This window comes from Methylobacterium sp. Leaf469 (assembly GCF_001424745.1).
In the GTDB taxonomy this organism is placed as follows: domain Bacteria; phylum Pseudomonadota; class Alphaproteobacteria; order Rhizobiales; family Beijerinckiaceae; genus Methylobacterium.
Genome location: NZ_LMRE01000045.1, coordinates 40453 through 66241 on the forward strand (window position 1 = coordinate 40453; position 25789 = coordinate 66241).

Sequence of the window (25789 nt, forward strand, 5' to 3'; positions counted from 1 at the left end):
CGGTCGGCATGACAGCGCAAGGACGGACCGCCGCGTGACCGATCACCAACCGATCGCCCTCACCCTCGGCGATCCGGCCGGGATCGGGCCGGAACTCGCCCTGATGGCGTGGCGGGACCGCGACGAAGGCCCCGGTCTGCCGCCGTTCTTCCTCATCGGCGACCCGGATTTCGTCGAGCGGCGCGCGAGCGAACTCGGGTTCTCGATCCCCATCGCGGAGGTCGGCCCGGATTACGCCACCGAGGTGTTTCCCCGCGCGCTCCCGGTGATGCCCCTGCCGAGCGGCGCCCGCATCGGCGCCGTGGCGGGTTGTCCGGACTCGGCCAACGCCGGCGCGACCCTCGAATCCATCACCGCGGGCGTCGCCCTGGTGCGCGCCGGGATCGCCACGGCGCTCGTGACCAACCCCATCGCCAAGTACGTCCTGACCCAGGTCGGCTTCGCCCATCCGGGGCATACCGAGTTCCTCGCGGCGCTGAGCGTCGAGCCCGGCGAGGCGGTACCGCTTCCGGTGATGATGCTGTGGAGCGAGACCCTCGCGGTGGTGCCGGTGACGATTCACGTGGCCCTGCGCCGGGTTCCCGAGCTGCTCACGCGGGAGCTCGTCGTCGCCACCGCCCGCATCGTCGCCCACGACCTGCGCCATCGCTTCGGCCTCGCGAACCCCCGCCTCGTCCTGTCGGGTCTCAACCCGCACGCGGGCGAGAACGGCACCATGGGCCTGGAAGATCGCGACGTGCTGGAGCCGGCGGTGGCGCAGCTCCAGGGCGAGGGCATCGACATCCGCGGTCCGCTGCCCGCCGACACCCTGTTCCACGCGCGGGCGCGAGCGACCTACGACGTGGCCCTGACCCCGACCCACGACCAGGCCTTGATCCCGATCAAGACCATCGCGTTCGACGACGGGGTCAACGTGACCCTGGGATTGCCGTTCATCCGGACCTCGCCGGACCACGGCACCGCCTTCGACATCGCCGGAAGGGGCATCGCCCGCCCGGACAGCCTGATGGCGGCCCTGCGCCTCGCCGCCCGCCTCGCGAAAAGCCCCAAGTCATGAGCGATATCGACCACCGCGCCGACGACGGCTTGCCGCCCCTGCGCGACGTCGTGCGCGCGCACGGCCTGGAGCCGAAGAAGGCGCTCGGCCAGAACTTCCTGTTCGATCTCAATCTCACGGGTCGCATCGCCCGGTCGGCCGGCCCCCTCGAGGGCGTCACCGTGGTGGAGATCGGCCCCGGCCCCGGCGGCCTCACCCGCGCGCTCCTGAGTGCCGGCGCCGCCCGGGTGATCGCCGTCGAGCGCGATCCGCGCGCCCTGCCGGCGCTGGCCGAGATCGCCGCGCATTACCGGGGCCGCCTCGACGTGGTGGATGCCGACGCCCTCACCTTCGATCCCGTGCCCCTCATTGAAGCGGGTCTGGGCACCGGGCCCGTGCGGATCGTCGCCAACCTTCCCTACAATATCGGAACGCCCCTGCTGACGGGCTGGCTCACCGCGCCGGTGTGGCCGCCGTGGTGGGACAGCCTCACCCTGATGTTTCAGCGCGAGGTCGCCGAGCGCATCGTGGCGGACGAATCCGACCGCGCGAATTACGGTCGCCTGGGCGTCCTGTGCGGCTGGCGCACGGAAGCCCACATCCTGTTCGACGTCGCCCCGTCCGCCTTCGTGCCACCGCCCAAGGTGACGTCGAGCGTGGTGCGGCTGACGCCCAGGTCCTCCCCCCTGCCCTGCGCCGTCGAGACCCTGGAGCGCGTCACCCGCGCGGCCTTCGGCCAGCGCCGGAAGATGCTGCGCCAGAGCCTCAAGGCCGCGACCCCCGATCCCGCACTCCTGCTGGCGGCCGCGGGCATTCCCGAGACCGCGCGGGCCGAGGAGGTGCCGGTGGCCGGGTTCGTCGCCATGGCGCAGGCCCTGGCGTCGGGCACCTAGTCCCGCGGGCGTGTAGTCCCGCCGGCGCACGCCGTTCAGGCGCGCGCCCTGACGAACGTCTCCGCGAACATCGCGCGCAAACGGGCCTGTTCCAGCTCCCGGCCGGTGATCGTGGGGGATGGCCGCGCGAACAGGTAGCCCTGCATCTGGTCGCAGCCGAGGCCCCGCAGAATTTCGAGCTGATCGGCCGTCTCCACCCCCTCGACGGTGACGTGGAGGCCGAGGTTGTGCCCGAGATTCACGATGGCGCCGATGATCGTCAGGGTGTCGGCGTCCTGCCCGAGCCGGCGCACGAAGGATTGGTCGATCTTGATCTTGTCGAACTTGAACTGTTGCAGGTAGCTCAGGCTCGAATAGCCCGATCCGAAATCGTCGAGGGCCAGGCGAACGCCCTGCTGGCGCAGGCGCGAGAGTACGTCCACCGCGTTCGTCGCGTCCTGAATGAAGACGCTCTCGGTGATCTCGACGACGAGGCGGCTCGCGTCGAGGGCATTCCGGGCGAGGGCCGCGGCGACGATGGCCGGCACGTCCGATTGCCGGAACTGGCTCGGAGAGACGTTGACGGCGACGCGCCACGCTTTCGGCCAGGTCGCCGCCGTGGCGCAGGCCGTGTCGATCACCCACCGCCCGATCGACGCGATGAGGTCGGCCTGCTCGGCCAGGGGAATGAATTCGGCCGGTGAGACGAGGCCGCGCTCCGGGTGCTGCCAGCGGATGAGGGCTTCGAAGGTCTCGATCTCGCCGGTGCGGGCGTTCACGATGGGCTGGTAGAACAGCTGCAACTCGTCGCGGGCGATTGCGCCGCTCAGTTCGTGCTCGAGGGTGCGCCGGGCGTGGAGCTGCGCATCCATGGACGCTTCGAAGAAGCGCAGGCCACCGCGTCCCTCGTCCTTCACCCGATACAGTGCCGTATCGGCGGCGCGCAGCAGGCTCTCCACCGTGGTACCGTCGTCCGGGTAGAGCGCGATGCCTACCGAGACACCGATCTCGACGGTGTGGCTATCGATCCGGAACGGCCGGGCGAGTTCGGCGAGGAGCTGGGTCGCCACCTCCGAGACATGCGCCGGCGTCGCCGCCTGGGGTAGAACGACGATGAACTCGTCACCGCCGATCCGCGCGAGGGTGTCGGTCGGGCGCAGCTCGCCGAGGAGACGCCGGGACACCTGAACCAGCAGCTCGTCGCCCGCCGCATGTCCGTACAGGTCGTTGATCGGCTTGAAACGATCGAGGTCGAGATAGAGCACCGCCAGACCGCTCCCGACCTGTGCAGCGGTCGCGATCGCGTGATCGATGCGCTGCTCCATCAGGTAGCGGTTGGGCAGATCCGTCAGGGCATCGTGCAGGGCGAGGTGACGGATGCGGGCTTCGTCACGCCTGAGCGCCGTGAGATCGCGCAGGGCGACCGCGGTCGCCGGTCGACCGCCGAACTCGATGATGCGGCACGACAGTTCCACGGGAACGAGGACGCCCGCCCCCGTACGCGCCTCGAACTCCTCGGGATGCAGGTCCTCCAACCGCCGGGTCGCGCGCCGGATCAGGGCTGGGGCGTCGGACCGGGAGAAGAGATCGAGGACCGGCTTGCCGATGATGTCCTCGACCGGCATGCCTAACAGGCGCGTTCCGGCGCTGTTGACCTCAAGTACCTTTCCGTCACGATGAATGAGCAGGACCTCGTAGGCCAGGTTGCTGAGCAACCGCATCCGGCTGATCTCGTCGAGGTTGCGACGCGACAGGTGCTGCTGCAGCAGCAGGGCCGTCAGGCCGGCGACGAGGACGAGCAGGCTGATGGACCCGACCGCGAAGCCGAGCTGCGTCGACCCGAGAAGAAGGTCGGCCCCCTCCAGGGGCTCCAGGGAGGTGATCGACACGGCGGCCATACCGGTGAAGTGTAGGCCACAGATCGCGAGGGTGAGCCAGATCGCCACCTCGACGCGCCGCGCGAGGCTGAGAAGCGCCTGGGCTCGGGTCAGGGCAACGATCCCGAACCCCACGCTGAGCGCCACCGAGGCGATGACGTAGGAAGGATCGAGCACGACGAGGCTGGAGGCCCGCATCGCACTGACGCCGAGGTAATGCATGCCGGCGACGCTCAGACCCAGGATCGTGCCGGGGAGCACTGCGGCCATGGGGGTGCCGAGCAGGCGGTGCCGCACGAGGAGCGCGAGCAAGGTTCCGAGGACGGACACCAGGATCGACGCGCCCGTAAGGCCGAGTTCGTAGGCGATCTCGGTCGCGGGTGTGAAGGCCAGCATGGCGACGAAGTGCAGCGACCACACGCTACAGCCGAAGACGGCCGCCGAGGCGAGCATCCAGCGCGAGAAGGCGCGCTGACCCGACAGTTCCACCTGAGCCATCGTCGTCGTCGCAGCAAAACAACCGAGGATACAAATGACGGCGGACAATCCGACGAGGCGATAGTCATGCTCGTAGAATATGCAACCTTGAGTTGTCAGCATTGCGATGACCAAGCGAGTTCCAGCTGCGTCCTTTCTTGATCTGCGATAATTATTTCCAAGTCGAAACGGCGTTTCTTCACAAACCCGTGGCTTAATAGGATGGTTAACAAATTTATATGTTTGCTTTTAGCCTATAGGGCTCGGTACAAATTACAAATGTCTTGTTTTTACTTGTAGGTTTTTGCGTTGCGACGCAAATATCGAGGCCCGCCAAAATTCGGGCATATAGGAATCAGCAATTCGCGAGTATTGACCTGCATATTAAATCCATAATGAGATCCTGTAAGTCTTGTGCGTCCGTCAAAGCGTGATGCGACGACGATGGACCGACGTACCCATTCGGCGTCCGGGACCCATCGATCGAAACGAAATGGGCCGCCCGGTTTCCCGGGCGGCCCTCGCTTTTCATTCGGATGGTGAAGGCTTCAGTGACCTTGCTGGATCGCCGAGAGTACCCAGCGACCGCCGCGCTCGCGCACGAAGGTCCAGAGCTCCACGGCCTCGGGTGCGCCAGTCTCGACGACGCGGTTGGTGCGACGGTCCAGGGTGACGTCCTTGATGGCGTAGCGCATGGCCACGGTGGCGTACTCGGCGTTGCCCTCGCCCCACGATTCCGACAGGTCGCCCTGAAGGAGCTTCACGTCGGAGATGCGGTTGACGACACCCTTGGCCTCGTTGGCACGGAGCTCCTCGACGAAGTAGCCGGCCATCTCGGGGGTCGCGAGGTTGCGCAGGGCGGGCACGTCCTCACGGCCGTAGGCGTCCTGAACCCCGTTCAGGGCGATCTCGAAGCTCTCGAAGTCACCCGGTCCGATCTGGACCGGACGCGCCTGCACCGGCTGCACGGGCGCAGGACCGCGACCCATTCCGCCGAGGGCGCCACCCACGGGGCCGCGGCCGGCATTGCCGCCGAGGCCACCGCCCATGCCGGTCCCACCCATGCCGGTCCCGTTCGCACCGTTGCCGCTCAGGTCCGAGCGAGCGTGACCGGCCGCGGCCGGACTCGCCTGGCGACGGCGGAACCAGCGCACGGCGAAGGAGACGATGAGGACGAGGAGGCCGACCTGGAGCAGGAGGCCGATGAACGACGCGATGCCGCCGAGCCCGCCCGAGAAGCCGCTGCCGAGGAGCGCGCCGAGGAGGCCGGCGCCGAGAAGGCCCGCCATGAAGCCGCCACCGAAGCGCGGGCGCTGGGCCGCAGCCGGGTTCATGCCGGGATTGCCCATGGCCGGACCGGGCAGGGTCTGCGTGCGCTGGATCGGCGCTGCGGTCGAGGGGGCCGTGGTGGTGGCCGAGGGGGCATCGTGAGTGCGCGAGCCGCGCGAACCCATGCCGCCGCTGCTGCCGCCCGGACGTGCCTCCGCCAAGGGCGCCGCCAGTGCCAGCGTGGCGGCGAGCGTGAGGATGGTGGCCGCGCGCTTGCGGCGCGTGGGGGTGGTGAGCATGGATTCGCCCCTGATGCGGTTCGTTTGAGAGTCTGGCGGAAGCGCCAGTCACTATATGGTGACGGGCGAGGCGCGGTTTTAGTCCATCTCGCCCCGCGCTTTTTTTCCGCCCTCAGGCCACGGCCGGGAAGACAAGGCGGACCACGGTGCCTTCGCCGGGCTTGCTCTCGAGGTTCACCGTGCCGTTCTGGCGCTTGACCAGACCATGGACGATGGCGAGGCCGGTGCCGCGCCCGGCCTCACGGCTGGTGATGAACGGAGCGAGCGCGCGCGCCGCCATCTCGGGCGACATGCCGTGGCCGGTATCCGTCACCGTGATGCCGACGGCGCCGTCCCCGGGGCGCTGCAGGGCGCGATCCCCCACCGGTACCGCGAAGGTCGCGATGGTGATGCGGCCCGCTCCCGGCATCGCCTCGCACGCGTTGGCCACGATGTGGTTGAGGGCGAGTTCCACCTGGCGCGGGTTGCTCAGGCCGCAGGCGAGGCCCGGCGTGGTGCGGATGTCGAGGCTGATCCGCACCGGCAGACTCGGACCCATGCGTGCGCCGAACTCGGTGATCAGGGCGTTGAGGTCCACGGGCCGGACGTCCGGGGCGATCCGACGCGAGAACGCGAGGAGCTGGCGTGTCAGGATCGTCGCCCGCTCCGCCGCATCCGTGGAGCGCAGGATGGCGCGCTGGATGAAGGGCTCGTCGCGGTCGCTCAGACGCCGTTTCAGGCCGTCGATGTAGCCGATGAGGATCTGGAGGAAATTGTTGAACTCGTGCGCCACGCTGTTGGTGAGGAGGCCGAGCGCCTCGCGCTGGCGCGACAGGCTGAGGGCCCCTTCGGCATCGCGACGGCGGGAGACGTCGACGATCTGGACGAGCCGCCGATCGGTGCCGGGCACCGGCGCCACCAGGATCTGCGCCCAGAACGCGGCTCCGGCGCGGGTATAGGCCAGGAACTCGACGCCCTCGGGCGGCGTATCGGTGAGCGCCGTCGCGAGGGCGATCCGCGCCGCCCGGTCCGTATCCGGTCCGAGGAGGAAATGGGTGCTGCGGCCGGTCACCGCCTCGGCGCCGTAGCCGGTGAGCGTCAGGAACGCCGGGTTGGCGAAGACGATCCGTTCGCCGTCCGGGCCGGCCTCGACGAGCAGTGCCGGCACCCGCGACGCCACGAGGTAGGCCTGCGGGGCCGCATCCGGCCGGTCGTCCGGCGCCTGATCGTCCGGTGGGGGCGATGCCATGGCCTGTCCGCGCGTGCGAGGCTTCTCGGCGCCTCTTCACGAAACGCCCTCGGCCCATCGGGGTTCGACACGAGAACCGCGGGTGACCGGGCGTTCCGCGAGGCACGTTCCGCCTTCGGGATCTCAGGCATAAACCGATCCGGCGAAGCGGCAAAGCTTCGTACGGGCCGCTACTGCCGCACCCACATCACCCGGCCGATCCAGGCGATCTCGGCCACGTTGACGACTCGGTCGGCATGGTCGGGATTGAGCGATACGAGTTCGATGGTGCGGGCGGTGCGGCGCTTGAGTTCCTTGGCCAGGACTTCTCCTGCGCTCAGGCGCACCACGACGCGGTCGCCCTTGCGTACGCTGGCGGAGGGCGAGACGATGAGCACGTCGCCGTCGCGGTAGAGCGGCGCCATGGAATCGCCCTGCACTTCCAGGGCGAAGGCCCGGTCGTCGGCGAGATCGGGAAACTCGATCTCCTCCCAGCCGGGACCGCCGGTGGGCATGCCCTCGTCGGTGAAGAGCCGTCCGGACCCCGCCTGGGTCATGCCCACGAGGGGGATCATCGATCGGGTCGGTCCGGTCCGGACTTCGATGAGGCGCAGGAACTCGTCGAGGCTGGCGCCCGTGGCGGTCAGGACCTTGGCGATGGATTCGGTTGAAGGCCAGCGCTTGCGCCCGTCCGGGCCGATTCGCTTCGAACGGTTGAAGCTCGTCGCGTCGAGGCCGGCACGGCGCGCGAGGCCGGAGGCCGAGAAGCCGTGGCGCTCGGCCAATCGATCGATGGCGGTCCAGATCTGCTCGTGCGACAGCATGAGAGGCTCGCGACGGAAAGTGTGTAAGACGCTCAGCCTACGTGTAGGAAAGTAGAACTAAAATACCCAGAAAGCAACGGCATGGCCCCCCGCGGGTTTCGCCCCGCCCACGAGCCGCCGAAGGATCGGGGGCGGCCGAGCGGATTCGGTTGCGGCGAGCCGGCCTGCGCTCTATCGCCGGACGCGAGCGACCCTCGCGCGAAGGAGACCCGATGCCCCTCGTCTACAAGATCTGCCCGCGCGATCTCTGGGCGACGGCGGAGGCGCAAGGACGTTTCACCGGCGCGCCCGTGGACGTCGCCGACGGCTTCATCCACTTCTCCACCGCGCCCCAGGCGGCCGAGACGGCGACGCGGCATTTCTCCGGCGTGCACGACCTCCTACTCGTCGCCGTCGACACCGAGGCCCTGGGGGCGGCGCTCCGCTTCGAGCCCTCGCGCGGCGGCGACCTGTTCCCGCACCTCTACGGCGACCTCCCACTCGGGGCCGTGCGGGCGGTTCACGACCTGCCGGTCGGGCCCGACGGCAACCACGTCTTCCCGGAACGTTTCGGAGACGCCGCATGATCGGCGCGCTGTTTCCCCTCGCCAAACCCCTGCTGCACAGCCTCGATGCCGAGGCGGCCCACAACCTCACGATCCGGGGCCTGTCCCTGCTGCCGCCGCGCCGCCCGCCGCCCGACGATCCACGCCTCGCCGTGGAGATCCTCGGCCGCAGTTTCCCCAACCCCGTCGGCCTCGCCGCCGGCTACGACAAGGGCGCCCAGGTGCCCGACGCGCTCCTCGGCCTCGGCTTCGGTTTCGTCGAGGTCGGCGGCGTGGTGCCGAAGGCGCAGGCGGGCAATCCCACCCCGCGCGTGTTTCGCCTGAAGGCCGATGGTGCCGTGATCAACCGGTTCGGCCTCAACAGCGAAGGCCTCGACACGGTGCGTCGCCGGCTCGCGGCCCGGCGGGACAAGCCCGGCCGGATCGGCGTCAACATCGGGGCCAACAAGGAGGCGACGGACCGCCTCGCCGATTATGTCGCCTGCACCCGCGCCCTCGCGCCCCTCGTCGATTTCGTCACCGTCAACGTGTCGTCCCCCAACACCCCGGGCCTGCGCGACCTTCAGGGCGAGGCCTTCCTCGACGACCTGCTGGCGCGGGTTGTGGAAGCCCGCGACGCGGTCCATCCCGGTACGGCGATCCTGCTCAAGATCGCACCCGACATCACCCTCGCGGCCCTCGACGCCATGACGGCCACCGCCCTGAAGCGTGGCGTGCAGGCCCTCGTCGTCTCCAACACCACCATCGCGCGACCCGCGACCCTCGCCGAGACGGCGCTTGCCCGCGAGACCGGCGGCCTTTCCGGCCGACCCCTGTTCAAGCCCGCGACGCGGCTGCTCGCGCAGACCTACCTGCGCGTCGGCGGCCGGATCCCCCTCGTGGGTGTCGGCGGCATCGATTCGGCCGAGGCGGCCTGGACCAAGATCCTGGCGGGTGCGAGCCTGCTCCAACTCTACTCCGCCCTGGTCTATCAGGGGCCGGCCCTGATCGGGTCGATCAAGGCCGGCCTCGTCGCCCGGATGGCGGCCGAGGGCGCGGGCAGCTTGGCCGGGTTCGTCGGACGGGACGCCGAAGCTCTCGCGGCTCTGCCGGGTTAGGGACGCGACCGCCGCCGGCCGGTTCCGGCCAGGACCACGCAGGCGGCGAACAGGCCGATCAGCCCCCATTTCACCGGCAGGAGGTCGGCGCCCTCGCTCGCCACGGGCTGGCGCGCGAACCGGCCCGGGGCGGTCTCGACGCCGGGCTTGCCCGCCCCTCGCGCGTCCGCGATCTGCGCCGGCGAGATCGCCCATTCGGCGTCCATCTGGCGATCGTGCGCCATCATCGCGACGGCGACGGCGATGCCCACGACGACGGCCGCGCTGACCCGTACGGGGGTTCGCATCCTGGTGATCTCCTCGCCCGTTCCAGGCCCGCAGGCCCCCTCGCCGACGCATACCCCACCTGCGTGCGGCAGCGCAGTGCCTTAACCCGGGCGAAACCCAGCCGGGTAAAACCTTTCCCGGTGCAAGCGCATGACTGGCCTGCGTTTTTGACCGATTGAGGCGCCGCTGTGCGGTGCGGTAGTCCCTCACGCAAGCAGGTCGCTACGACCTCAGAAGCTTTCCCATCAGGATCGTCCATGGATCACCCGGTCGCGTCTCCCAAGCGTTCGTCCGCCGCCGGCGGCTGGGGTGCGCTGAAAAGCTGTGGCAAGCATCTCCTCGGCAGCCGCGCACCGCTCTCGGGCGCCCGCGCCATGCTGAAGGCCAACCAGCCCGATGGGTTCGATTGTCCGGGCTGCGCCTGGGGTGACCCGGCGCACGGCTCCTCGTTCGAGTTCTGCGAGAACGGCGTCAAGGCGGTGTCTTGGGAAGCAACCGACAAGCGCACCCCGCCGAAGTTCTTCGCCAAGCACACCGTGAGCGAGCTGCGCGGCTGGACCGACTACGCCCTCGAGGGCGAGGGCCGGCTCACCCATCCCATGCGCTACGACGCCACCAGCGACCGCTACGTGCCGACCACTTGGCCCGAGGCCTTCGCGGCCATCGGCGCTGCTCTCAACGCCCTCGACCATCCCGATCAGGCAGAGTTCTACACCTCCGGCCGCGCATCCAACGAGGCCGCGTATCTCTACCAGCTGTTCGCTCGGCATTACGGCACCAACAACTTCCCCGACTGCTCGAACATGTGCCACGAGGCCAGCGGCATCGCCCTCCAGGCGGCCATCGGCATCGGCAAGGGCACCGTGCTGCTGGAAGATTTCGAGAAGGCCGACGCGATCTTCGTCGTTGGCCAGAACCCCGGCACCAACCATCCGCGCATGCTCGGCGACCTGCGCAAGGCCGCCCAGCGCGGCACCCGCGTGGTGGTGTTCAACCCCGTGCGCGAGCGCGGCCTCGAGCGCTTCGCCGATCCGCAGAACACCGTCGAGATGCTGCGCGGCGCGAGCGCGCCCGTGGCGAGCCACTATTACCAGCCGCGCCTCGGCGGCGACATGGCGGCCTTCCGGGGCATCGCCAAGGCGGTGTTCGCCGCCGACGACGCGGCGCTCGACGCCGGCAAGCCGTCCGTCCTCGACCGTGCATTCCTCATCCATCACACCGCCGGGCTCGACGCATACCGGGCCGTCGTCGACGCCACCACCTGGGAGGCCATCGAGGATCAGTCCGGCCTGTCCCGCGCCGATATCGAGGTCGCGGCGCAGGTCTATCTCGGGGCCGACAAGGTGATCTGCACCTGGGCCATGGGCGTGACCCAGCACCGCCATTCCGTCGCAACGGTTCGCGAACTCGCCAACGTGCTGTTCCTGCGCGGCCATGTCGGGCGGCCCGGCACCGGCCTGTGCCCCGTGCGCGGCCATTCCAACGTGCAGGGCGACCGCACGGTGGGCATCAACGAAAAGCCCTCCGCCGCCCTTCTCGACGCCCTGGAGACCACGTTCGGCTTCACCGCGCCGCGCCGTCACGGCCACAACGTCATCGCGGCCATCGGCGCCATGCTGGACGGCTCGTCGAAGGCGTTCATCGGGCTCGGCGGCAACTTCGCCCGCGCCACGCCGGACACGGCCCTCGTCGCCAAGGCCCTCGCATCCTGCGAGCTCACCGTCCACATCGCGACGAAGCTCAACCACTCGCACCTCGTGCCGGGCCGCGTCGCCTACCTGCTGCCGTGCCTCGGCCGCACGGAGATCGACCGCAACGCCCGGGGCAAGACCCAGATCGTGACGGTCGAGGATTCCATGAGCATGGTCCACGGCTCGGGCGGCATCAACAAGCCGGCCTCGAAGGAGCTCCTGTCCGAGATCGCCATCATCGCCGGCATGGCGGCGGCGACCGTCGGTTCGGAGCGGGTCGACTGGGCGTCGCTCACGGAGGATTACGACCGGATCCGCGATCTCATTGAGCGCACGATCCCGGGGTTCGCGGGCTACAACGTCCGGGTGCGGCGTCCGCGCGGCTTCATGCTCCGAAACCTCGCCGCCGAGCGCAACTTCGAGACCGAGACGGGGCTCGCCAACTTCTCGGCCGACGTGCTGCCGGAGACGACGGAGCACCAGCGCGCTAGCACGACGCCCGGCACCTTCGTGCTGCAGACCTTCCGCAGCCACGACCAGTACAACACCACCATCTACGGCCTCGACGACCGCTATCGCGGCGTCTACGGCGAACGCCGGGTGGTCTTCGCCCATCCCGACGACCTCGCGGAGATCCGCGCGCGCATGGGCGACCGGGTCGATATCGTCGGCAACCACGACGACGGCGTGACCCGGGTGGCGGAGAGCTTCCGCCTCGTGCCCTTCGACATGCCGCGCGGCTCGCTCGCGGGCTATTACCCTGAGCTCAACGTCCTCGTGCCGCTCTCGACCTTCGGCGAGGGCAGCGACACGCCGACCTCGAAGTCGGTGCTCGTCCACCTCCGCGCGCCGGCCGCCGCGTGAGCGAACCCCCGGCCGACGCCGAAACCTTCCTGGCGGTGACGGATTCCGTCGCCGCCCTGCAGCCCGGGCTCTCGACCCTGGAAGCGGGCGTGCTCGCGGCCCTGCACCTCGCCCTCGCCGCCGACAGCCGCAGCTTTTCGCGCGTGTTCGGCGTCGAGCATGCCCTCGTGCTGCGGGCCGTCGAAGTCCTGGACGGCGAGGCGGCGCTGCTGACGGTGATCGAGCGCGCCCCCCGCACCCAGCGCACGCACTACGCGGTCACCGAAGCGGGCCGGGCGCTCCTCGACCACCTTCACGGTTGAGTGGCCCGGCCGTCGCGAGGCGCCCCTACTGCCCCTTGGCCGCGATGGCCTCCGACCAGTTCACCGCCCGGCGGGCCATGCCGATATGCTGCCGCTCGTACATGCGGCCCTCGATCTTGATGGCGCCGCGCTTCAGGTTCTCGGGCTTGTCGAACGCCTCGATGACGATGCGGGCGCGGCGGACCTCCTCTTCCGTGGGGGCGAAGCAGGTGTTGGCCGGCTCGATCTGGTTGGGGTGGATCAGGGTCTTGCCGTCGAAGCCGAGGTCGCGCGCCTGCTGGCACTCGGCGCGGCAGCCGTCCACATCGCCGATGTCGTTCCAGACGCCGTCGAGGATGATCAGACCCTCGGCGCGGGCGGCCGCGAGGGTGAACATCATCCACGGCAGCATCGGCACGCGGCCGGGCACGAGTTGGGCCCAGGTGTCCTTGGCGAGATCGTTGGTGCCGAGCACGAAACCGGTGAGCCGGGTGCGCCGGTCGCGCCGGGCTTTCGCGATGTCCTGAATGTTGAGGATGGCCGCCGGAGTCTCGATCATGGCCCAGACGGCGATGCTGTCGGGCGCCTCCAAGGCTTCGAGGTGGTTGGCGATGCTCTCCAGCACGGCGGGCGAGGAGACCTTCGGCATCAGGATCGCGTCGGGTCGGGCCTGGATCGCCGCCTTGAGGTCGGATTCACCCCAGGGCGTCTGGGGCGCGTTGACCCGGATGACGATCTCGCGTTTGCCGTAGCCGCCTTCCTTGACCGCCGCGCAGACCTGCTCGCGCGCGAGTTCCTTGGCGTCGGGCGCCACCGCGTCCTCGAGGTCGAGGATGAGCGAATCGGCGGCGAGGGTCCGGGCCTTTTCCAAAGCACGCTGGTTCGAACCGGGCATATACAGCACGCTGCGGCGGAGGCGGAGGTCGGACATCGCGGGTTCCTGTGAAATCGCCGCGCACCTTAATGCAACATCGGCGCCTGGGCACCCCGCACGGCCCCGCGAATGGCAGTTCCTTCCCCGAATCGGGACGCGAGCGGACAGGGACTGCTATGGTCTCGCCCGACGTCGCCGACGAAACCAAGCAAGGCAGCCGTTCTGCCGCGGCTCGTCGATCCCGAAGAGTGAGAGTGCCATGCCGTTGATCCGCTTCGATCTCATCGAAGGCCGTACCGAGGCCGAGCTGAAGACCCTGCTCGATGCGGCCCACGAGGCCATGCTGGAAGCCTTCCGGGTGCCGGCCGGCGACCGCTACCAGATCGTCACCGAGCACAAGCCGTCGCGGATGATCGTCGAGGATACCGGCCTCGGCATCCCGCGCACGGAGGACGTGGTGGTAGTGCAGGTGTTCACCCGCCCGCGTTCGCAGGAGATGAAGCAGGATTTCTATCGCCTGCTCACGGAGAAGTTGGAGGCCGCCTGCGGCATCGCTCCGGCCGACGTGATGGTGTCCTGCATGGTCAACAGCGACGCCGATTGGTCGTTCGGCCACGGCCGGGCGCAGTTCCTCACGGGCGAGCTGTGACGCCGGCCCTCCCCTATACCGCCCATGCGGACGGCGTGCGCCTCGCCGTCCGGCTCACCCCCCGCGCCGCGCGGTCCGGCCTCGACGGTCTCGTCGCCGGGGCTGACAGACGGATTGCCGTGCAGCTGCGCGTCGCTGCCCCGCCGGTGGAGGGCGCCGCCAACGCGGCCTTGATCGGCTACCTTTCCGAGGTCCTGGAGCTGCGGCGCAGCGAGATCCGCATCGTCTCGGGCGAGACGGCTCGTCGGAAGGTGGTGGCGCTCGCGGGCGATCCCGTCGTTCTGAGCGGCCGCATCGGCGAGTGGATCGCGGCCGCGCCCCTGCGCCGATAAGTCAGAACAGGCGCCCGCCGTTCGGCACGGGTTTGTCCGGCGCGAACAACACCACCGCCCCGGCGGCGTCGGGAAGGCCCAGGGTCAGCACCTCGGACCGGAACGGCCCGATCTGCCGGGGCGGAAAATTCACCACGGCGGCGACCTGACGGCCGGGCAGGTCCTCGGCCCGGTAATGCTCGGTGATCTGGGCGCTCGACCGCTTCCGGCCGATGCTGCCGCCGAAATCGATGACGAGCTTCAGGGCGGCTTTGTGAGCCTCCGGGAACGGCTCGGCCGACACGATGGTTCCGACCCGGATATCCACGGCGAGGAACGCGTCGAATCCGATGGTCTCGGCCGCCGGGGCGTCGGGCGTGGGGCTGGCGTGCATGACGACCTCGCGCGCCTCAGGCCGTGCGGACCTGCCGGCGCTTGTCCGCCGACGACCATTGCATCAGGGCGACCATGACCAGGATGGTGCCAAGGTAGACGAGGCCCTGGAGGACGCTCGGCCGGTCGGTGTAGCCCACGAGGGCGTGGAGCACGCGGCCCGCGAGGCTGTCCTCCCGCAGGATCGCGGTGGTGTTCCACAGGGGGCGATCGAGCACGGTGACGACGCCCGCGTTCACCAGGAACTGAGCGGCCTGCGAGGCGAGGCCGGCGGCGAGGAAGATGATCAGCGCGCTCGTCACCGAGAAGACGTAGCGGGTCGGGATGGCGGCGAGACCGAAATAGCTCACCCCCGACAGGGCGGCACCGGCCGCGACGCCCGCGAGCGCCCCGAGCTGGATATCGATCCCGGAGGTGCCGGATGCGACGAGGCCGTAGAGGAACAGCACGAGCTCGGCGCCCTCGCGCAGGATCGCGGCGCCGACCACGAGGGCCAGGGCGGCCGCCGTGGTCTGTCCGGTGCGGACCTTGTCGCCGGCCGCGCGCAGCTCCCCGGCGAGTTCGCGACCGTGCTTGCTCATCCAGGTGTTGTGCCAGATCAGCATCAGCACGGCGACGATGAGCACGGCGGCGTTGAGGATGTCCTGGCCGGCACCCTCGAAGGCGTCGGAGATTTTTTCCGCGAACAGCGCGATGAGGGCGGCGCCCGCCAGTCCCCCGACGATACCCAGGGCGATCCAGCGGCCGCGCCCACTGATCCCGCGTGTCGCGGCGAGCACGATGCCGACGATGAGGCCGGCCTCGATGACCTCGCGGAAGGCGATGACGAAAGCGCCGATCATGCGCGGATATCCTTGTGTGCGCGCCGAAGGGCCGCGCGGGTTACCAGATCCAGAACAGCAGCACCCAGCCGAACACCGAGAGGCCGCAGGCCGCTGCGATGGCGAGGGTGGCGGCGATCCGGCGCGCCCCGGCCGCGTAGAGCCCCGACACCCGCCAGGCGAGCCAGGTGCTCCACAGGCTGCTGCCGAGGAGGAGACCGCCGCGCAATTCGGAGACATAGGGGATGACGAGACCGTCGCCGCGCAGGAACGTCACGGTGAGGGCCGAGAGGCCGAGGAAGACGCCGCAGCCGGCGACCGGTATCAGCGTCTGGGTGAGGTGGTGGAACCGCTGGGTCGACCACGCCCCGAGGGCGCGGGTGCCGAGGGCCACGAAGCCCGACAGGGACGATCCGAGGATGAGGGCCGAGGCGACGATGTAGGCGAGCAGCAGCACGCCGTCGAGGAGGCTGAGCACGTCGTTGTGCTCGGGGTAGTTGGTGAGGACGAACCACGGCAGTGTCGTCTCCAGGGGCCAGGAGATGCCGCGCTCGATCAGGATCGTGGCGAGCCATTGCTTGACGTCGATGAACCACGGGCTCGACGACCACTGGAACGCGCCCACCGCGAGGCCCATCATGCCGAACAGGATGAGGGCGGTCTGGTCGAGGCTCGGCTCGTTGCCGGCGACGTTGACGATCTCGTGGGTGGGCGACCGCCGGGCGAGGCGCACGGCCCCGCGATAGCCGCTGCAGCGTCCGCACATGTGGCAGGCGCCGGCGCCGTTCATGGTCTTGACCGGGACCAGGGGCGCGCAGTTGAAGCTCTCGCCCTTCGGCTTCGGCGATGCGCTCCACGCCGCGTGATCGACCTGGAAGCTCACCGGCGCGAGCTTGGCCAGGACCGCGAAGACGCCGTTGACGGGGCAGAGGTAGCGGCACCACACCCGCTTGTTGCGCCCGTAGAGCAGGCCGACGGCGATGGCCGCCACCGTGGAACCGCCGAGCACGGCCAATACCGGTTTCGGGTAGCCGTAGACGCTGACCATCTGGCCGTAGACCGTGGTGCCGGCGAACGCCACGAACGGCCAGCCGCCCCAGGTGAGCCAGCGCGGCACGGCGCGGCCGAGGCTCCACCGGCTGGCGAATTCCGTGAGGGCGCCTTCGGGGCAGAGGATGCCGCACCACGCGCGCCCGACCACCACCATGCTGACCAGCACGAACGGCCACCAGATGCCCCAGAACGCGAACTGGGCGAACACCGTGAGGTCGTTCCACAGGTGCGCCGTGCGTCCAGGGAGCGGCAGGAAGGCCGGGACCGCGACGAGGACGAGGTAGATCGCCACGACGACCCATTGGATCGTGCGGATGATGCCGCCGTTGCGCTGGAGCCACTGGCCGAGGCCGGCCAGCTTGGCATCGACCCAGGCCTCGCCCGGTGAAATGGAGGCCGATGCCGCCATGGGGTTCGCCATTCGGTCCGTTTCGCTGCCTACTTCGCCACGAGGGTGGCTTTGGAATCCGGGTGGAAGTCGTCGAACACGTCGTAGCGACCGGGATCGATGGTGCGGAACACGATGGACGAGGTGGCGCCGGCGGCCAGCGCCTTCTCGCGCTTCAGTTCGGTGCTCTCGAACTCGACGGGGCTCTTGCCCGTGTTGGTGATCTCAAGCTTGAACCGGGTGTTGGCCGGCACCTCGATGATTTCGGGGATGATCGCCCCGTCGCGCATCTCGACCTTGATGACCGGCAGGTCCTCGGCGCGGGCCGGATGCCCGAGCGCGAGGGTGGTGGCCGTTGCTGCGGCGGCGAGGAGGTTCGGCAGCCGGGCCACGGTCAGTACGCGCCCTTCTTGCCGATGCCCGCGAAGGTGAAGTCCTGGATCAGGTCGAACGGCTTGAACCATTCGGCGACCCCGGTCTCCTTGTCGACGTGGCGGCCGAAATGCTGACCGGCCCCGGGGGGCGCCACCGTGAGCTTGAGGCGGTAGCGGCCGGGCCCGGACAGCTTGACGTTGTCGCCGTAATGCGGGCCGTCGTTGGCCACCATGGGCATGAGGGTGCCGGACACCTTCGGCCCCGTGGCGGCCTCGCCGTCGAGCTTCGTCAGTTCGAACGAGACGGCGAGCGAAGGCACCCAGTCCCCCTCCGCGAAGCCGTTGCGGTTGTCCTTGGCGGCGCGGATGTCGGCTTCGAGATGCAGGTCGGATTGTGCGGCGGCGCGCATCATGTCCGGCGGGTCCATCTCGATGGGCTGGAGGTATACGGCGGCGACTTCGAGCCCGTTCTGGATCACGTGCGGACCGATGGGCGTCTCCTTCGCGTGAGCGGGAAGGACCGCACCGGCGGCGAGGAAGCCGGCGACGAGGAGGGACGGCAAGCATCGGGCGGTGATGGAGCGGGCGGTCATGGATCTCTCGCACATCGGAGCTTCGCGCAGGGTATCGAGCGCGTAGACCAGCCACACAAGCAAGCAAAGAGGCTTCTTCGTCACATTGTCACATCGGAATCATTCTAATTCGATGGTGGTTGGACCTTTTCGAAACAAAGCGGGTGCTCGCGTCCGATCTATTGGTTCCTGGTCTTTCAGCCCGAGGGGCGATTACGGTCACGCAACCTGCCGTACCGGCGCGGGCAGTCCCGGCTCGACCGCTGGGGAAAACGTTCGCGCCGTCAGGCCCGAATAGGCCAGGGCCTGACCGACGCCACGGCCGCCCAGCAGCAGCAGGAAAGCGGACCACAGGCCGGCATTGCCGAGATCCAGCGCGTGGAACGCCAGCAGGGCGAGGCCATAGGTGACGCTGGCCCCGATCATCAGGTTGCGCATGGCCCGGGTCCAGGTGGCGCCGATGTAGATGCCGTCGAAGGCGAAGGGGAGCGCGGCGACGAGGGGCGCCAGGGCCGCCGGGACGAGGTAGGCCCGCGCCGTCTCGCGGACCTCGGGGTTCGTCGTCACCGCGTCGATGAAGGCCCCACCCGTCACGAGGAACAGGCCCGCGATGGCGGCCCCGAAGGCGAGGCACCAGGCGAGGCTCAGGCGCGCGGCGCGGCGGAAGCCCGCCTGGTCACGGGCGCCCACGGCCTGTCCGCACAGGGTCTCGGCGGCGGTGGCGAAGCCGTCGAGGAAGAAGCCGCCGATCATGAAGAGATTCCACAGGACGGCGTTGGCGGCGAGCACCACGTCGCCGGAGCGTGCGCCGAGGGCCGAGAACGCCGCAATGCAGGCGACGAGCAGAAGGGTGCGGATCATGACGTCGGCGTTGACGCTGAGCATCCGGGCGAGCGCCAGGGGATCGGCGACGATCCGCCATGGCACGCCGAACGGATAGGAGCCGAGTCGGGCGAGGACGAGGAGCCCCAGCCCGGTTCCAACCGCCTCGGCCACCAGGGTGGCGAGGCCCGCGCCCGCGACGCTCATGCCCGCGCCGAGCACGAGGGCGAGGGTCAGGGCGATGTTGACGAGGTTGATGGCCATCTGGAGCACGAGCCCGAGATCCGTACGGCCGCGGCCGAGCACGGACCCCAGGATGGCGTAGTTCGCCAGCGTGAAGGGCGCCGCGAAGATGCGGATATGGAAATAGTCCGACAGGCCGGCGATCACCGCCGGGCTCGCGCCGCTGATGGCGAAGGCGCCCTGCCCGATGGGCCCCTGCAGGATCACGATGACGAGGCCGACGAGGAGACCTGCGGCGAGCGCCCGCGCCAGGGTGCGGTCGACCTCCGCGCCGTCGCGGGCGCCCACCGCCTGCGCCGTCAGGCCGGCGGTCGCCATGCGCAGGGAGCCGAACGACCAGAAGATCGCGTCGAAGATCACGGCGCCGAGCGCCATGGCGCCGAGCAGGGCCGCATCGCCGAGCCGCCCGATCACCGCCGCACCGACGAAGCCGAGGAGCGGCGTCGTGACGTTGGCGACCGTCATCGGCAGGGCGAGGGACAGGACGCGCCGGTTCGTCGCGGGTGCGGGATGGGCTCCGCGGACGCTCATCGGCATGCCCTCATCGATATGCCCTCAATGACAGCCGCACCCGGTGCCGCAACTGCCGCCACCCGAACTCTCCGTCGGAGTCCCGGCCGGCTTCTTCGCCGGCCGCATGGCGGGATCGCGCGTCAGGCCTCGCTCGTCCAGCTCCGATAGGTAGGTGGCCCAGCGGTTCCGGTATTCACGGCCGAGGTCGTAGAGGTAGCCCCAGCCGAACAGGCCGGTGTCGTGCATGTCGTCGAAAGTGAGCTTCACGGCGTAGTTGCCGATGGGCTCGACCTTGAGGATCGCGACCTCGCGCTTGCCGCCGATCACCTTGCGCTCCGCCGGGGAGTGGCCCTGGACCTCGGCCGACGGGCTCGACACCCGCAGGTATTCCGCCGGCAGGGTGAAGCGCCCGCCATCCTCGAAGGCGACGATGAGGCTGCGCTTGTCGCCCGACAGCCGGATCTCCGTCGGCCAGCGCTCCGATGCGACCGGAGCGGGTGCGGTGGTTCGTTGAGCGGGGGTCTGCTGGTCCATGTGGCAGTCTCCTTGTGGAAGGGGTGGTTCCACGTGCGGACACGTCGCCCCGGTGCGCGCTTGCCCGCGCGGGTGCAAGACCTCATATGCTTCTTCATGCTAGGTTCGTCACGCGACCAAACGCCAGTGCCTTCCCCAGACCAGGGTTCAGAGTTTCGCATGTGGGGTCCACGCACCGACGACGCGCCCGTGACGCCTGTCCCCGCGCCCTTGTCCAAGCCTGCGTCTGCGCCCTTGTCCGCGCCCGCGCCCTTGATCGACCCGTTCCAGCGGGCGATCACCTACCTGCGCATTTCGGTGACGGATCGCTGCGACCTGCGCTGCGTCTACTGCATGTCCGACGACATGAGCTTCCTGCCGAAACGCGACCTTCTCAGCCTCGAGGAACTAGATCGCCTGTGCGCGGTGTTCATCGGGCGCGGGGTGAGGAAGCTGCGCATCACCGGGGGCGAGCCCCTGGTGCGGCGTGACATCATGCATCTGTTCCGCCGCCTGTCCCGCCATCTCGGCACGGGCGCGCTGGAGGAGCTGACCATGACCACGAACGGAACGCAGCTCGGCCGCTTCGCGCCCGAACTCGCCGACCTCGGGGTCAAGCGCGTCAACGTCTCCCTCGACACCCTCGATCCCGCCAAGTTCAAGGCCGTGACCCGTCGCGGCGATCTCAAGGTGGTGCTCGACGGCATCGCGACGGCCCGGCGCGCCGGCATCAAGGTCAAGATCAACGCCGTGGCGCTCAAGGGCGTCAATGAGGACGAGATCGCCGATATGATCGCCTGGGCGCACGGCGACGGCATGGACATGACCCTGATCGAGGTCATGCCGCTGGGCGAGATCGAGGGCGACCGCACCGATCAGTTCCTGCCCCTGTCGGTGGCCCGCGCGCGCCTCGAGAATCGCTACACCCTGACCCCCCTGCCGGACCGCACCGGTGGTCCGGCGCGCTACGTGCGCGTGGAGGAGACCGGTGGGCGCCTCGGCTTCATCACGCCCCTCACCCATAATTTCTGCGAGAGCTGCAACCGCGTACGCCTGACCTGCACCGGTCAGCTCTATATGTGTCTCGGCCAGGAGGACGCGGCGGATCTCCGCGCGGCGCTCCGCGCCTCTCCGGACGATGCCCTCGTCACGCAGGCTGTGGTGGATGCTATCGCACGCAAGCCGAAGGGCCATGACTTCGTCATCGAGCGGGCCCGCCCGGCGGCGGTGCCGCGCCACATGAGCGTCACCGGCGGCTGAAGACAGAGGGGTTTGACCCCTCGCCCCCGCCCACTTAGACCCCCGTCCAGCGTGCGTTCGAACGGTGGAGACGGTTGATGGCGAAGGTCGCGTTCCTGGGCCTCGGTGTGATGGGTGGCCCGATGGCGGGGCACCTCGCCCGGCACGGCCATCACGTAACCGTCTACAACCGGACGGCATCGAAGGCGGAAGCCTGGGTGAAGGCCCATGGCGGCGCGGCGGCGCCGACCCCGCGTCAGGCTGCCGAGGGCCAGGAGGTGGTCTTCGCCTGCGTCGGCAACGACGACGACCTGCGCGGCGTGACCCTCGGGAACGACGGCGCGTTCGCCGGCATGACGAAGGGCGCGGTCTTCGTCGACCACACCACGGCCTCCGCCGAAGTCGCCCGTGAACTCGCCGAGATCGCCAGCGCCGCCAGCCTTCATTTCATCGACGCTCCCGTGTCCGGCGGTCAGGCGGGAGCCGAGAACGCGGCCCTCACGGTGATGTGCGGCGGCGACGCCGCGACCTACGCCAGCGTCGAGGCCGCGATCCTGTGCTTTGCCAAGGCGAGCCGCCTCATGGGCCCGTCGGGCTCGGGCCAACTCACCAAGATGGTCAATCAGATCGCCATCGCGGGCGTGGTGCAGGGGCTGTCGGAGGCGATCCACTTCGCCAAGCGCGCCGAACTCGACGTCGACGCCGTCCTCGACGTGATCTCCAAGGGCGCCGCCGGCTCTTGGCAGATGGAGAATCGCGGCCGGACCATGAACGCGGAGAAATTCGATTTCGGCTTCGCCGTGGACTGGATGCGCAAGGATCTCGGCATCCTGCTGGCCGAGGCGCGCCGCAACGGCGCGAAGCTGCCGGTGACGGCCCTGGTGGACCAGTTCTACGCCGACGTCCAGGGCATGGGCGGCAACCGCTGGGACACGTCGAGCCTCATCGCCCGTCTGGAAAAGTAAGCCGTGCCTCGGCGTGGGTCAGGGCCGCCTCCGGGGCGGTCCAGTCCCAGTCCGGTCCCATCTGGTGGCGGAACCAAGTGAACTGACGCTTGGCGTAGCGCCTCGTGTCGGCTTGTCCGCGCCGGATCGCCTCGGCCCGGTCGATGACCCCGTCGAGGTGGGCGATCAGGCCCGGTACGCCGTGAGCACGCATGATCGGCAGGAGCGGGTCGAGGCGGCGTTCTCGCAACGCCGCGACCTCGTCGAGGGCGCCGTCCGCGAGCATCGCGGCGAACCGGGCGTCGATGGCCGCGCGGAGCGCCGCGCGCTCGGGGGCGAGGAACAGCTTCAGGAGCGGCAGCCCCGCGAGGGGACCGGGCGTTCGGCTGCCCTGGAAGCTGGCAATGGGTTTTCCCGTGGCGGCGAGGATCTCGAGGGCCCGCATGATCCGGGCCCGGTCGCTCGGCCGCAGGGCTTCGGCGCCAGCGGGATCGCGGAGGGCGAGATCCGCGTGCAGGGCCTCGGTCGCCCGGCCCTCGGCTTCGGCCCGGATCGCGGTCCGCACGGCGTCGGGCACGGCCGGCAACTCCGACAGCCCCTCTTCCAGGGCGCGGAAGTACAGTCCGGTGCCGCCGACGAAGATCGGCAGGCGGCCCTCCGCCCGCACCGCACGGAAAAGCGCGGCTGCCTCCCTGGCGAAATGTCCGGCCGAATAGTTGGTCGCGCCATCGACATGGCCGTAGAGGCGGTGGGGCGCCAGGGCCGCCTCCGCCTCGCTCGGCCGGGCCGAGAGGCGCCTGAGATCGCCATAGACCTGCATGGAATCGGTGTTGATCACCACGCCCCGGAACCGGCGCGCCAGGGCGGTGGCGAGGCCCGACTTGCCGGAGGCGGTCGGCCCTGCGATGAGGATGGCCGCCGGCCGGCCGTGCGCGTGTGCTGTGTCCGTGACCGGCGGCAAGGCGTGGAAGCTCCCGGATGTCCCTCGTCGCGATCCTGATAGCAAACGCGGCGCGTCCCGCCATCACCGATGCGGTCCTGGCCGAGACCCGCCGGGTGCTGCGCACGGAACATCAGCCGCGCATCCTCCACGGTGAGGTCGCCGCCGAGGTGCTGGTGCCGGGTGCCGCCGCCGATGCGCCCGCCCTCGCCCGGCGCCTGCGTGCGGCCTTCGCGTCCGAGCCCTTCGACGTCGCGGTCCTGCCCGCCGGCCCGCACCGGCGCAAGCGCCTGTTCCTCGCGGACATGGATTCCACCATGATCCAGCAGGAATGCATCGACGAACTCGCCGACACCGTGGGCCTGCGGGATCAGGTGTCGGCCATCACCGAACGGGCCATGCGGGGGGAGATCGACTTCGCTCCGGCCCTGCGCGAGCGGGTCGCGCTCCTGCGGGATCTGCCGGTCGGTGTCATCGACAGCCTGATCGCCGAACGCATCACCCTCATGCCCGGCGCCCGGACCCTGGTGCAGACGTGCAAGGCGCACGGCACCCACACCTGCCTCGTCTCCGGCGGCTTCACCCTGTTCACCGGGCCGATCTCGGAAAAAATCGGGTTCGACGAGGCCCATGCGACGACGCTCGGTGTCGCGGACGGCCGGCTCACGGGTTCCGTCCAAGAGCCCATCGTCGACAAGGCGACGAAGCGGGCCACCCTCATCAACTTGCGCAGCCGCTTCGGCCTCGACCCGGCCGAAACCCTGGCCGTGGGGGACGGCGCAAACGACCTCGACATGCTTGGCGAGGCGGGGCTCGGGGTCGCGTTCCGGGCGAAGCCCGCCGTCGCGGCCGCGGCTCATGTCCGCATCGACCACGGCGATCTCACCGCCCTCCTGTACCTGCAAGGGTATGGTGCGAGCGAGTTCGTGAACTGAAAAAGGCCGCCGTCCGGGGGGACGACGGCCTCTCTCGGAGGGCTTGCCGCGTCGAGGGTTATTCGAGGCCGAGGGCCACGAAGCGAACGTCGCCGGACGCGCTCGCCACCATGAGGAGGACCGACTTGCGGTTCTCCTTGCGCAGCTGCTCGACGCGCTTCGTCACCTCGGCCGGACTGTTCACCGGCTCCTGACCGACCTCGACGATGAGTTCGCCGGGCTTGATCTGCTTGTCGGCGGCGGTCGAATTCGGATCGACCCGCATCACGACGACGCCCTTGAGGCTGTCCTTGATGCCGTAGCGGCGGCGCAGATCGTCGGTGAGGTTCGAGAGGTTCAGTCCGAGCGCCTGACGCACGGCGCTCTCGGCCTCGGGCTGGCGGGCATTGGCGAGCTGCGGCTTCTCGTTGTCCTCCAGGCGGCCGAGGGTGACGGACTTCGTCGTCTCGGCGCCCTTGCGCACCACGATCACCTCGACGATCTTGCCGACGGGGGTCGCGGCGACGATGCGCGGCAGATCGCTCGACGACTTCACCGCCGTGCCGTTGAACTTGGTGATCACGTCGCCGACTTCGAGGCCCGAGACCTTCGCCGGTCCCTTCTCGTCGACGCCGGCGATGAGGGCGCCGCGGGCGCCGCCCTTGAGGCCGAGGGCCTCCGCGGTGGCGTCGTCCACGTTCTGGATGCGCACCCCGAGCCAGCCGCGCCGGACCTCGCCGAACTCCCGCAGCTGATCGATGACCTGGGACGCCGTGGCCGAGGGCACGGCGAAGCCGATGCCGACGGAGCCGCCCGTGGGCGACAGGATCGCCGTGTTGATGCCGATGACCTCGCCGTTCATGTTGAACAGCGGTCCGCCGGAATTGCCCTTGTTGATGGCGGCGTCGGTCTGGATGTAATTGTCGTACGGACCGGACTCGATGTTGCGTCCGCGCGCCGAGACGATGCCGGCCGAGACCGAGCCGCCGAGGCCGAACGGGTTGCCGATGGCGATGACCCAGTCGCCCGGCCGCATCTTCTCGGAATCACCGAAAGGCACGGCCTTCAGGGGCTTGTCGGCATCGGGCTTCACCCGGAGTACCGCGAGATCGATCTTCGGGTCCTTGCCGATGATCTCGGCCTTCAACTTGGTGCCGTTGTGCAGGATCACCTGGATGTCGTTGGCGTCGCCGATGACGTGGTTGTTCGTCACCACGATGCCGGACGCGTCGATGATGAAGCCGGAGCCGAGCGAGTTCGACTTGCGCGATTGCTGGCGCGGCGCCTCTCCGTCACCACCGCCGCCACCGCGACCGCCGCGCTTGCTGAAGAACTCCTCGAACAGATCCTCGAACGGGGTTCCGGGCGGGAGTTGCGGGCCACTGCGGGTGTTGGGCCGGGCCTCGACGGTGGTGGAGGCCGAAATGTTCACCACGGCGTCCGTCACCTGGTCGGCGAGGTCGGCCAGGGATTCGGGGCCCTTGGCATAGGCGGGTTGGGACAGGCCGGTGACGCCGAGCGGGGTCGCCAGGCTGACGGCGACGAGGACCGAGCACAGGGAGCGGCGCAGCGCTCGCAGGCGGGGCGCGGGAGCAGCGCGCGCGACGGAATCCATGATCG

General features: G+C 69.5%; 26 protein-coding genes. 11 read left to right on the forward strand and 15 right to left on the reverse strand.

Annotation, left to right across the window (positions count from 1 at the left end; translation table 11 throughout):
• The first annotated feature begins 34 nt into the window (after nt 1-34).
• Complete coding sequence (gene pdxA, locus ASG60_RS20280; protein WP_056387488.1) at nt 35-1057, forward strand: 4-hydroxythreonine-4-phosphate dehydrogenase PdxA; 1023 nt, start codon at nt 35-37, stop codon at nt 1055-1057.
• Nucleotides 1054-1929: a 16S rRNA (adenine(1518)-N(6)/adenine(1519)-N(6))-dimethyltransferase RsmA gene (gene rsmA / locus ASG60_RS20285; RefSeq protein WP_056387491.1), complete on the forward strand. Its 876-nt coding sequence runs from the start codon at nt 1054-1056 to the stop codon at nt 1927-1929. The genes pdxA and rsmA overlap by 4 nt, the downstream gene beginning before the upstream one ends.
• Before the next feature lie 35 nt (nt 1930-1964).
• On the opposite strand, the gene ASG60_RS20290 is transcribed toward rsmA, so the two are convergent.
• The 4 genes from ASG60_RS20290 to ASG60_RS20305 all read right to left on the reverse strand — a co-directional run bounded on the left by ASG60_RS20290 (nt 1965) and on the right by ASG60_RS20305 (nt 7861).
• Nucleotides 1965-4283, reverse strand: a complete 2319-nt coding sequence (locus ASG60_RS20290) for an EAL domain-containing protein (RefSeq protein WP_244476728.1) — start codon at nt 4281-4283, stop codon at nt 1965-1967.
• Nucleotides 4284-4810: 527 nt separating this feature from the next.
• Nucleotides 4811-5830, reverse strand: a complete 1020-nt coding sequence (locus ASG60_RS20295; protein ID WP_056387496.1) for a TIM44-like domain-containing protein — start codon at nt 5828-5830, stop codon at nt 4811-4813.
• Between the two features lie 112 nt (nt 5831-5942).
• Entirely contained in the window at nt 5943-7058 is a 1116-nt protein-coding gene (locus ASG60_RS20300; protein WP_056387499.1) for an ATP-binding protein, read from the reverse strand.
• Nucleotides 7059-7228: 170 nt separating this feature from the next.
• Nucleotides 7229-7861, reverse strand: a complete 633-nt coding sequence (locus ASG60_RS20305) for a helix-turn-helix transcriptional regulator (protein ID WP_056174501.1) — start codon at nt 7859-7861, stop codon at nt 7229-7231.
• Between the two features lie 212 nt (nt 7862-8073).
• Here ASG60_RS20305 and ASG60_RS20310 point away from each other — a divergent pair, with 212 nt between their 5' ends.
• Nucleotides 8074-8427, forward strand: a complete 354-nt coding sequence (locus tag ASG60_RS20310; RefSeq protein WP_056268446.1) for a DUF952 domain-containing protein — start codon at nt 8074-8076, stop codon at nt 8425-8427.
• Nucleotides 8424-9503 (forward strand): quinone-dependent dihydroorotate dehydrogenase, encoded by a 1080-nt coding sequence (locus ASG60_RS20315; protein ID WP_056174497.1) that lies wholly within the window; start codon nt 8424-8426, stop codon nt 9501-9503. Before ASG60_RS20310 ends, ASG60_RS20315 begins: the two co-directional genes overlap by 4 nt.
• Here ASG60_RS20315 and ASG60_RS20320 read toward each other — a convergent pair.
• Complete coding sequence (locus ASG60_RS20320; RefSeq protein WP_056268452.1) at nt 9500-9790, reverse strand: hypothetical protein; 291 nt, start codon at nt 9788-9790, stop codon at nt 9500-9502. The genes ASG60_RS20315 and ASG60_RS20320 overlap by 4 nt on opposite strands.
• A gap of 237 nt (nt 9791-10027) precedes the next feature.
• Here ASG60_RS20320 and ASG60_RS20325 point away from each other — a divergent pair, with 237 nt between their 5' ends.
• Nucleotides 10028-12325 carry an FdhF/YdeP family oxidoreductase gene (locus ASG60_RS20325; RefSeq protein ID WP_056387502.1) on the forward strand — a complete coding sequence of 766 codons (2298 nt, stop codon included), beginning with the start codon at nt 10028-10030 and terminating at the stop codon, nt 12323-12325.
• Nucleotides 12322-12627, forward strand: a complete 306-nt coding sequence (locus ASG60_RS20330) for a hypothetical protein (protein ID WP_056387506.1) — start codon at nt 12322-12324, stop codon at nt 12625-12627. The genes ASG60_RS20325 and ASG60_RS20330 overlap by 4 nt, the downstream gene beginning before the upstream one ends.
• Nucleotides 12628-12652: 25 nt before the next feature.
• Here the strand turns inward: ASG60_RS20330 and ASG60_RS20335 are convergent, their stop codons facing one another.
• Nucleotides 12653-13537, reverse strand: coding sequence for a CoA ester lyase (locus ASG60_RS20335; RefSeq protein WP_056174490.1), 885 nt, complete (start codon nt 13535-13537; stop codon nt 12653-12655).
• 202 nt (nt 13538-13739) lie between these two features.
• Between ASG60_RS20335 and ASG60_RS20340 the strand changes: the two genes are divergently transcribed.
• Nucleotides 13740-14129: a tautomerase family protein gene (locus ASG60_RS20340; RefSeq protein WP_056387509.1), complete on the forward strand. Its 390-nt coding sequence runs from the start codon at nt 13740-13742 to the stop codon at nt 14127-14129.
• On the forward strand, nt 14126-14461 hold the full coding sequence (locus tag ASG60_RS20345; protein WP_056387511.1) for a DUF167 domain-containing protein: 336 nt from the start codon (nt 14126-14128) through the stop codon (nt 14459-14461). The genes ASG60_RS20340 and ASG60_RS20345 overlap by 4 nt, the downstream gene beginning before the upstream one ends.
• Before the next feature lies 1 nt (nt 14462).
• Here the strand turns inward: ASG60_RS20345 and ASG60_RS20350 are convergent, their stop codons facing one another.
• The 7 genes from ASG60_RS20350 to ASG60_RS20380 form a co-directional block, all read right to left on the reverse strand.
• Nucleotides 14463-14834: a tRNA-binding protein gene (locus ASG60_RS20350; protein WP_056387514.1), complete on the reverse strand. Its 372-nt coding sequence runs from the start codon at nt 14832-14834 to the stop codon at nt 14463-14465.
• Between the two features lie 16 nt (nt 14835-14850).
• On the reverse strand, nt 14851-15675 hold the full coding sequence (locus ASG60_RS20355; RefSeq protein WP_056268467.1) for an FTR1 family protein: 825 nt from the start codon (nt 15673-15675) through the stop codon (nt 14851-14853).
• A gap of 40 nt (nt 15676-15715) precedes the next feature.
• Nucleotides 15716-17116: a 4Fe-4S binding protein gene (locus ASG60_RS20360; RefSeq protein ID WP_056387682.1), complete on the reverse strand. Its 1401-nt coding sequence runs from the start codon at nt 17114-17116 to the stop codon at nt 15716-15718.
• A 29-nt stretch (nt 17117-17145) separates the two neighbouring features.
• A complete protein-coding gene (locus tag ASG60_RS20365; RefSeq protein ID WP_056175011.1) occupies nt 17146-17478 on the reverse strand; it encodes a cupredoxin domain-containing protein in 333 nt (110 codons plus the stop codon).
• Between the two features lie 11 nt (nt 17479-17489).
• Nucleotides 17490-18062: an iron transporter gene (locus ASG60_RS20370; protein ID WP_056175007.1), complete on the reverse strand. Its 573-nt coding sequence runs from the start codon at nt 18060-18062 to the stop codon at nt 17490-17492.
• Between the two features lie 198 nt (nt 18063-18260).
• Nucleotides 18261-19637 carry an MATE family efflux transporter gene (locus tag ASG60_RS20375; protein WP_056387686.1) on the reverse strand — a complete coding sequence of 459 codons (1377 nt, stop codon included), beginning with the start codon at nt 19635-19637 and terminating at the stop codon, nt 18261-18263.
• Nucleotides 19638-19661: 24 nt separating this feature from the next.
• Complete coding sequence (locus ASG60_RS20380; RefSeq protein ID WP_056268470.1) at nt 19662-20153, reverse strand: DUF971 domain-containing protein; 492 nt, start codon at nt 20151-20153, stop codon at nt 19662-19664.
• 96 nt (nt 20154-20249) lie between these two features.
• On the opposite strand from ASG60_RS20380, the gene moaA reads away from it, so the two are divergent.
• Entirely contained in the window at nt 20250-21392 is a 1143-nt protein-coding gene (gene moaA / locus ASG60_RS20385) for a GTP 3',8-cyclase MoaA (protein WP_244474396.1), read from the forward strand.
• Nucleotides 21393-21469: 77 nt separating this feature from the next.
• Complete coding sequence (locus ASG60_RS20390) at nt 21470-22336, forward strand: NAD(P)-dependent oxidoreductase (RefSeq protein WP_056387517.1); 867 nt, start codon at nt 21470-21472, stop codon at nt 22334-22336.
• Here ASG60_RS20390 and miaA read toward each other — a convergent pair.
• Nucleotides 22314-23276 carry a tRNA (adenosine(37)-N6)-dimethylallyltransferase MiaA gene (miaA, locus tag ASG60_RS20395; RefSeq protein ID WP_056387521.1) on the reverse strand — a complete coding sequence of 321 codons (963 nt, stop codon included), beginning with the start codon at nt 23274-23276 and terminating at the stop codon, nt 22314-22316. The genes ASG60_RS20390 and miaA overlap by 23 nt on opposite strands.
• Before the next feature lie 17 nt (nt 23277-23293).
• On the opposite strand from miaA, the gene serB reads away from it, so the two are divergent.
• Nucleotides 23294-24190, forward strand: coding sequence for a phosphoserine phosphatase SerB (gene serB, locus ASG60_RS20400; protein ID WP_056362923.1), 897 nt, complete (start codon nt 23294-23296; stop codon nt 24188-24190).
• A gap of 58 nt (nt 24191-24248) precedes the next feature.
• Here serB and ASG60_RS20405 read toward each other — a convergent pair whose 3' ends face one another.
• Nucleotides 24249-25784 carry a DegQ family serine endoprotease gene (locus ASG60_RS20405; protein WP_082483951.1) on the reverse strand — a complete coding sequence of 512 codons (1536 nt, stop codon included), beginning with the start codon at nt 25782-25784 and terminating at the stop codon, nt 24249-24251.
• Nucleotides 25785-25789 lie beyond the last annotated feature (5 nt).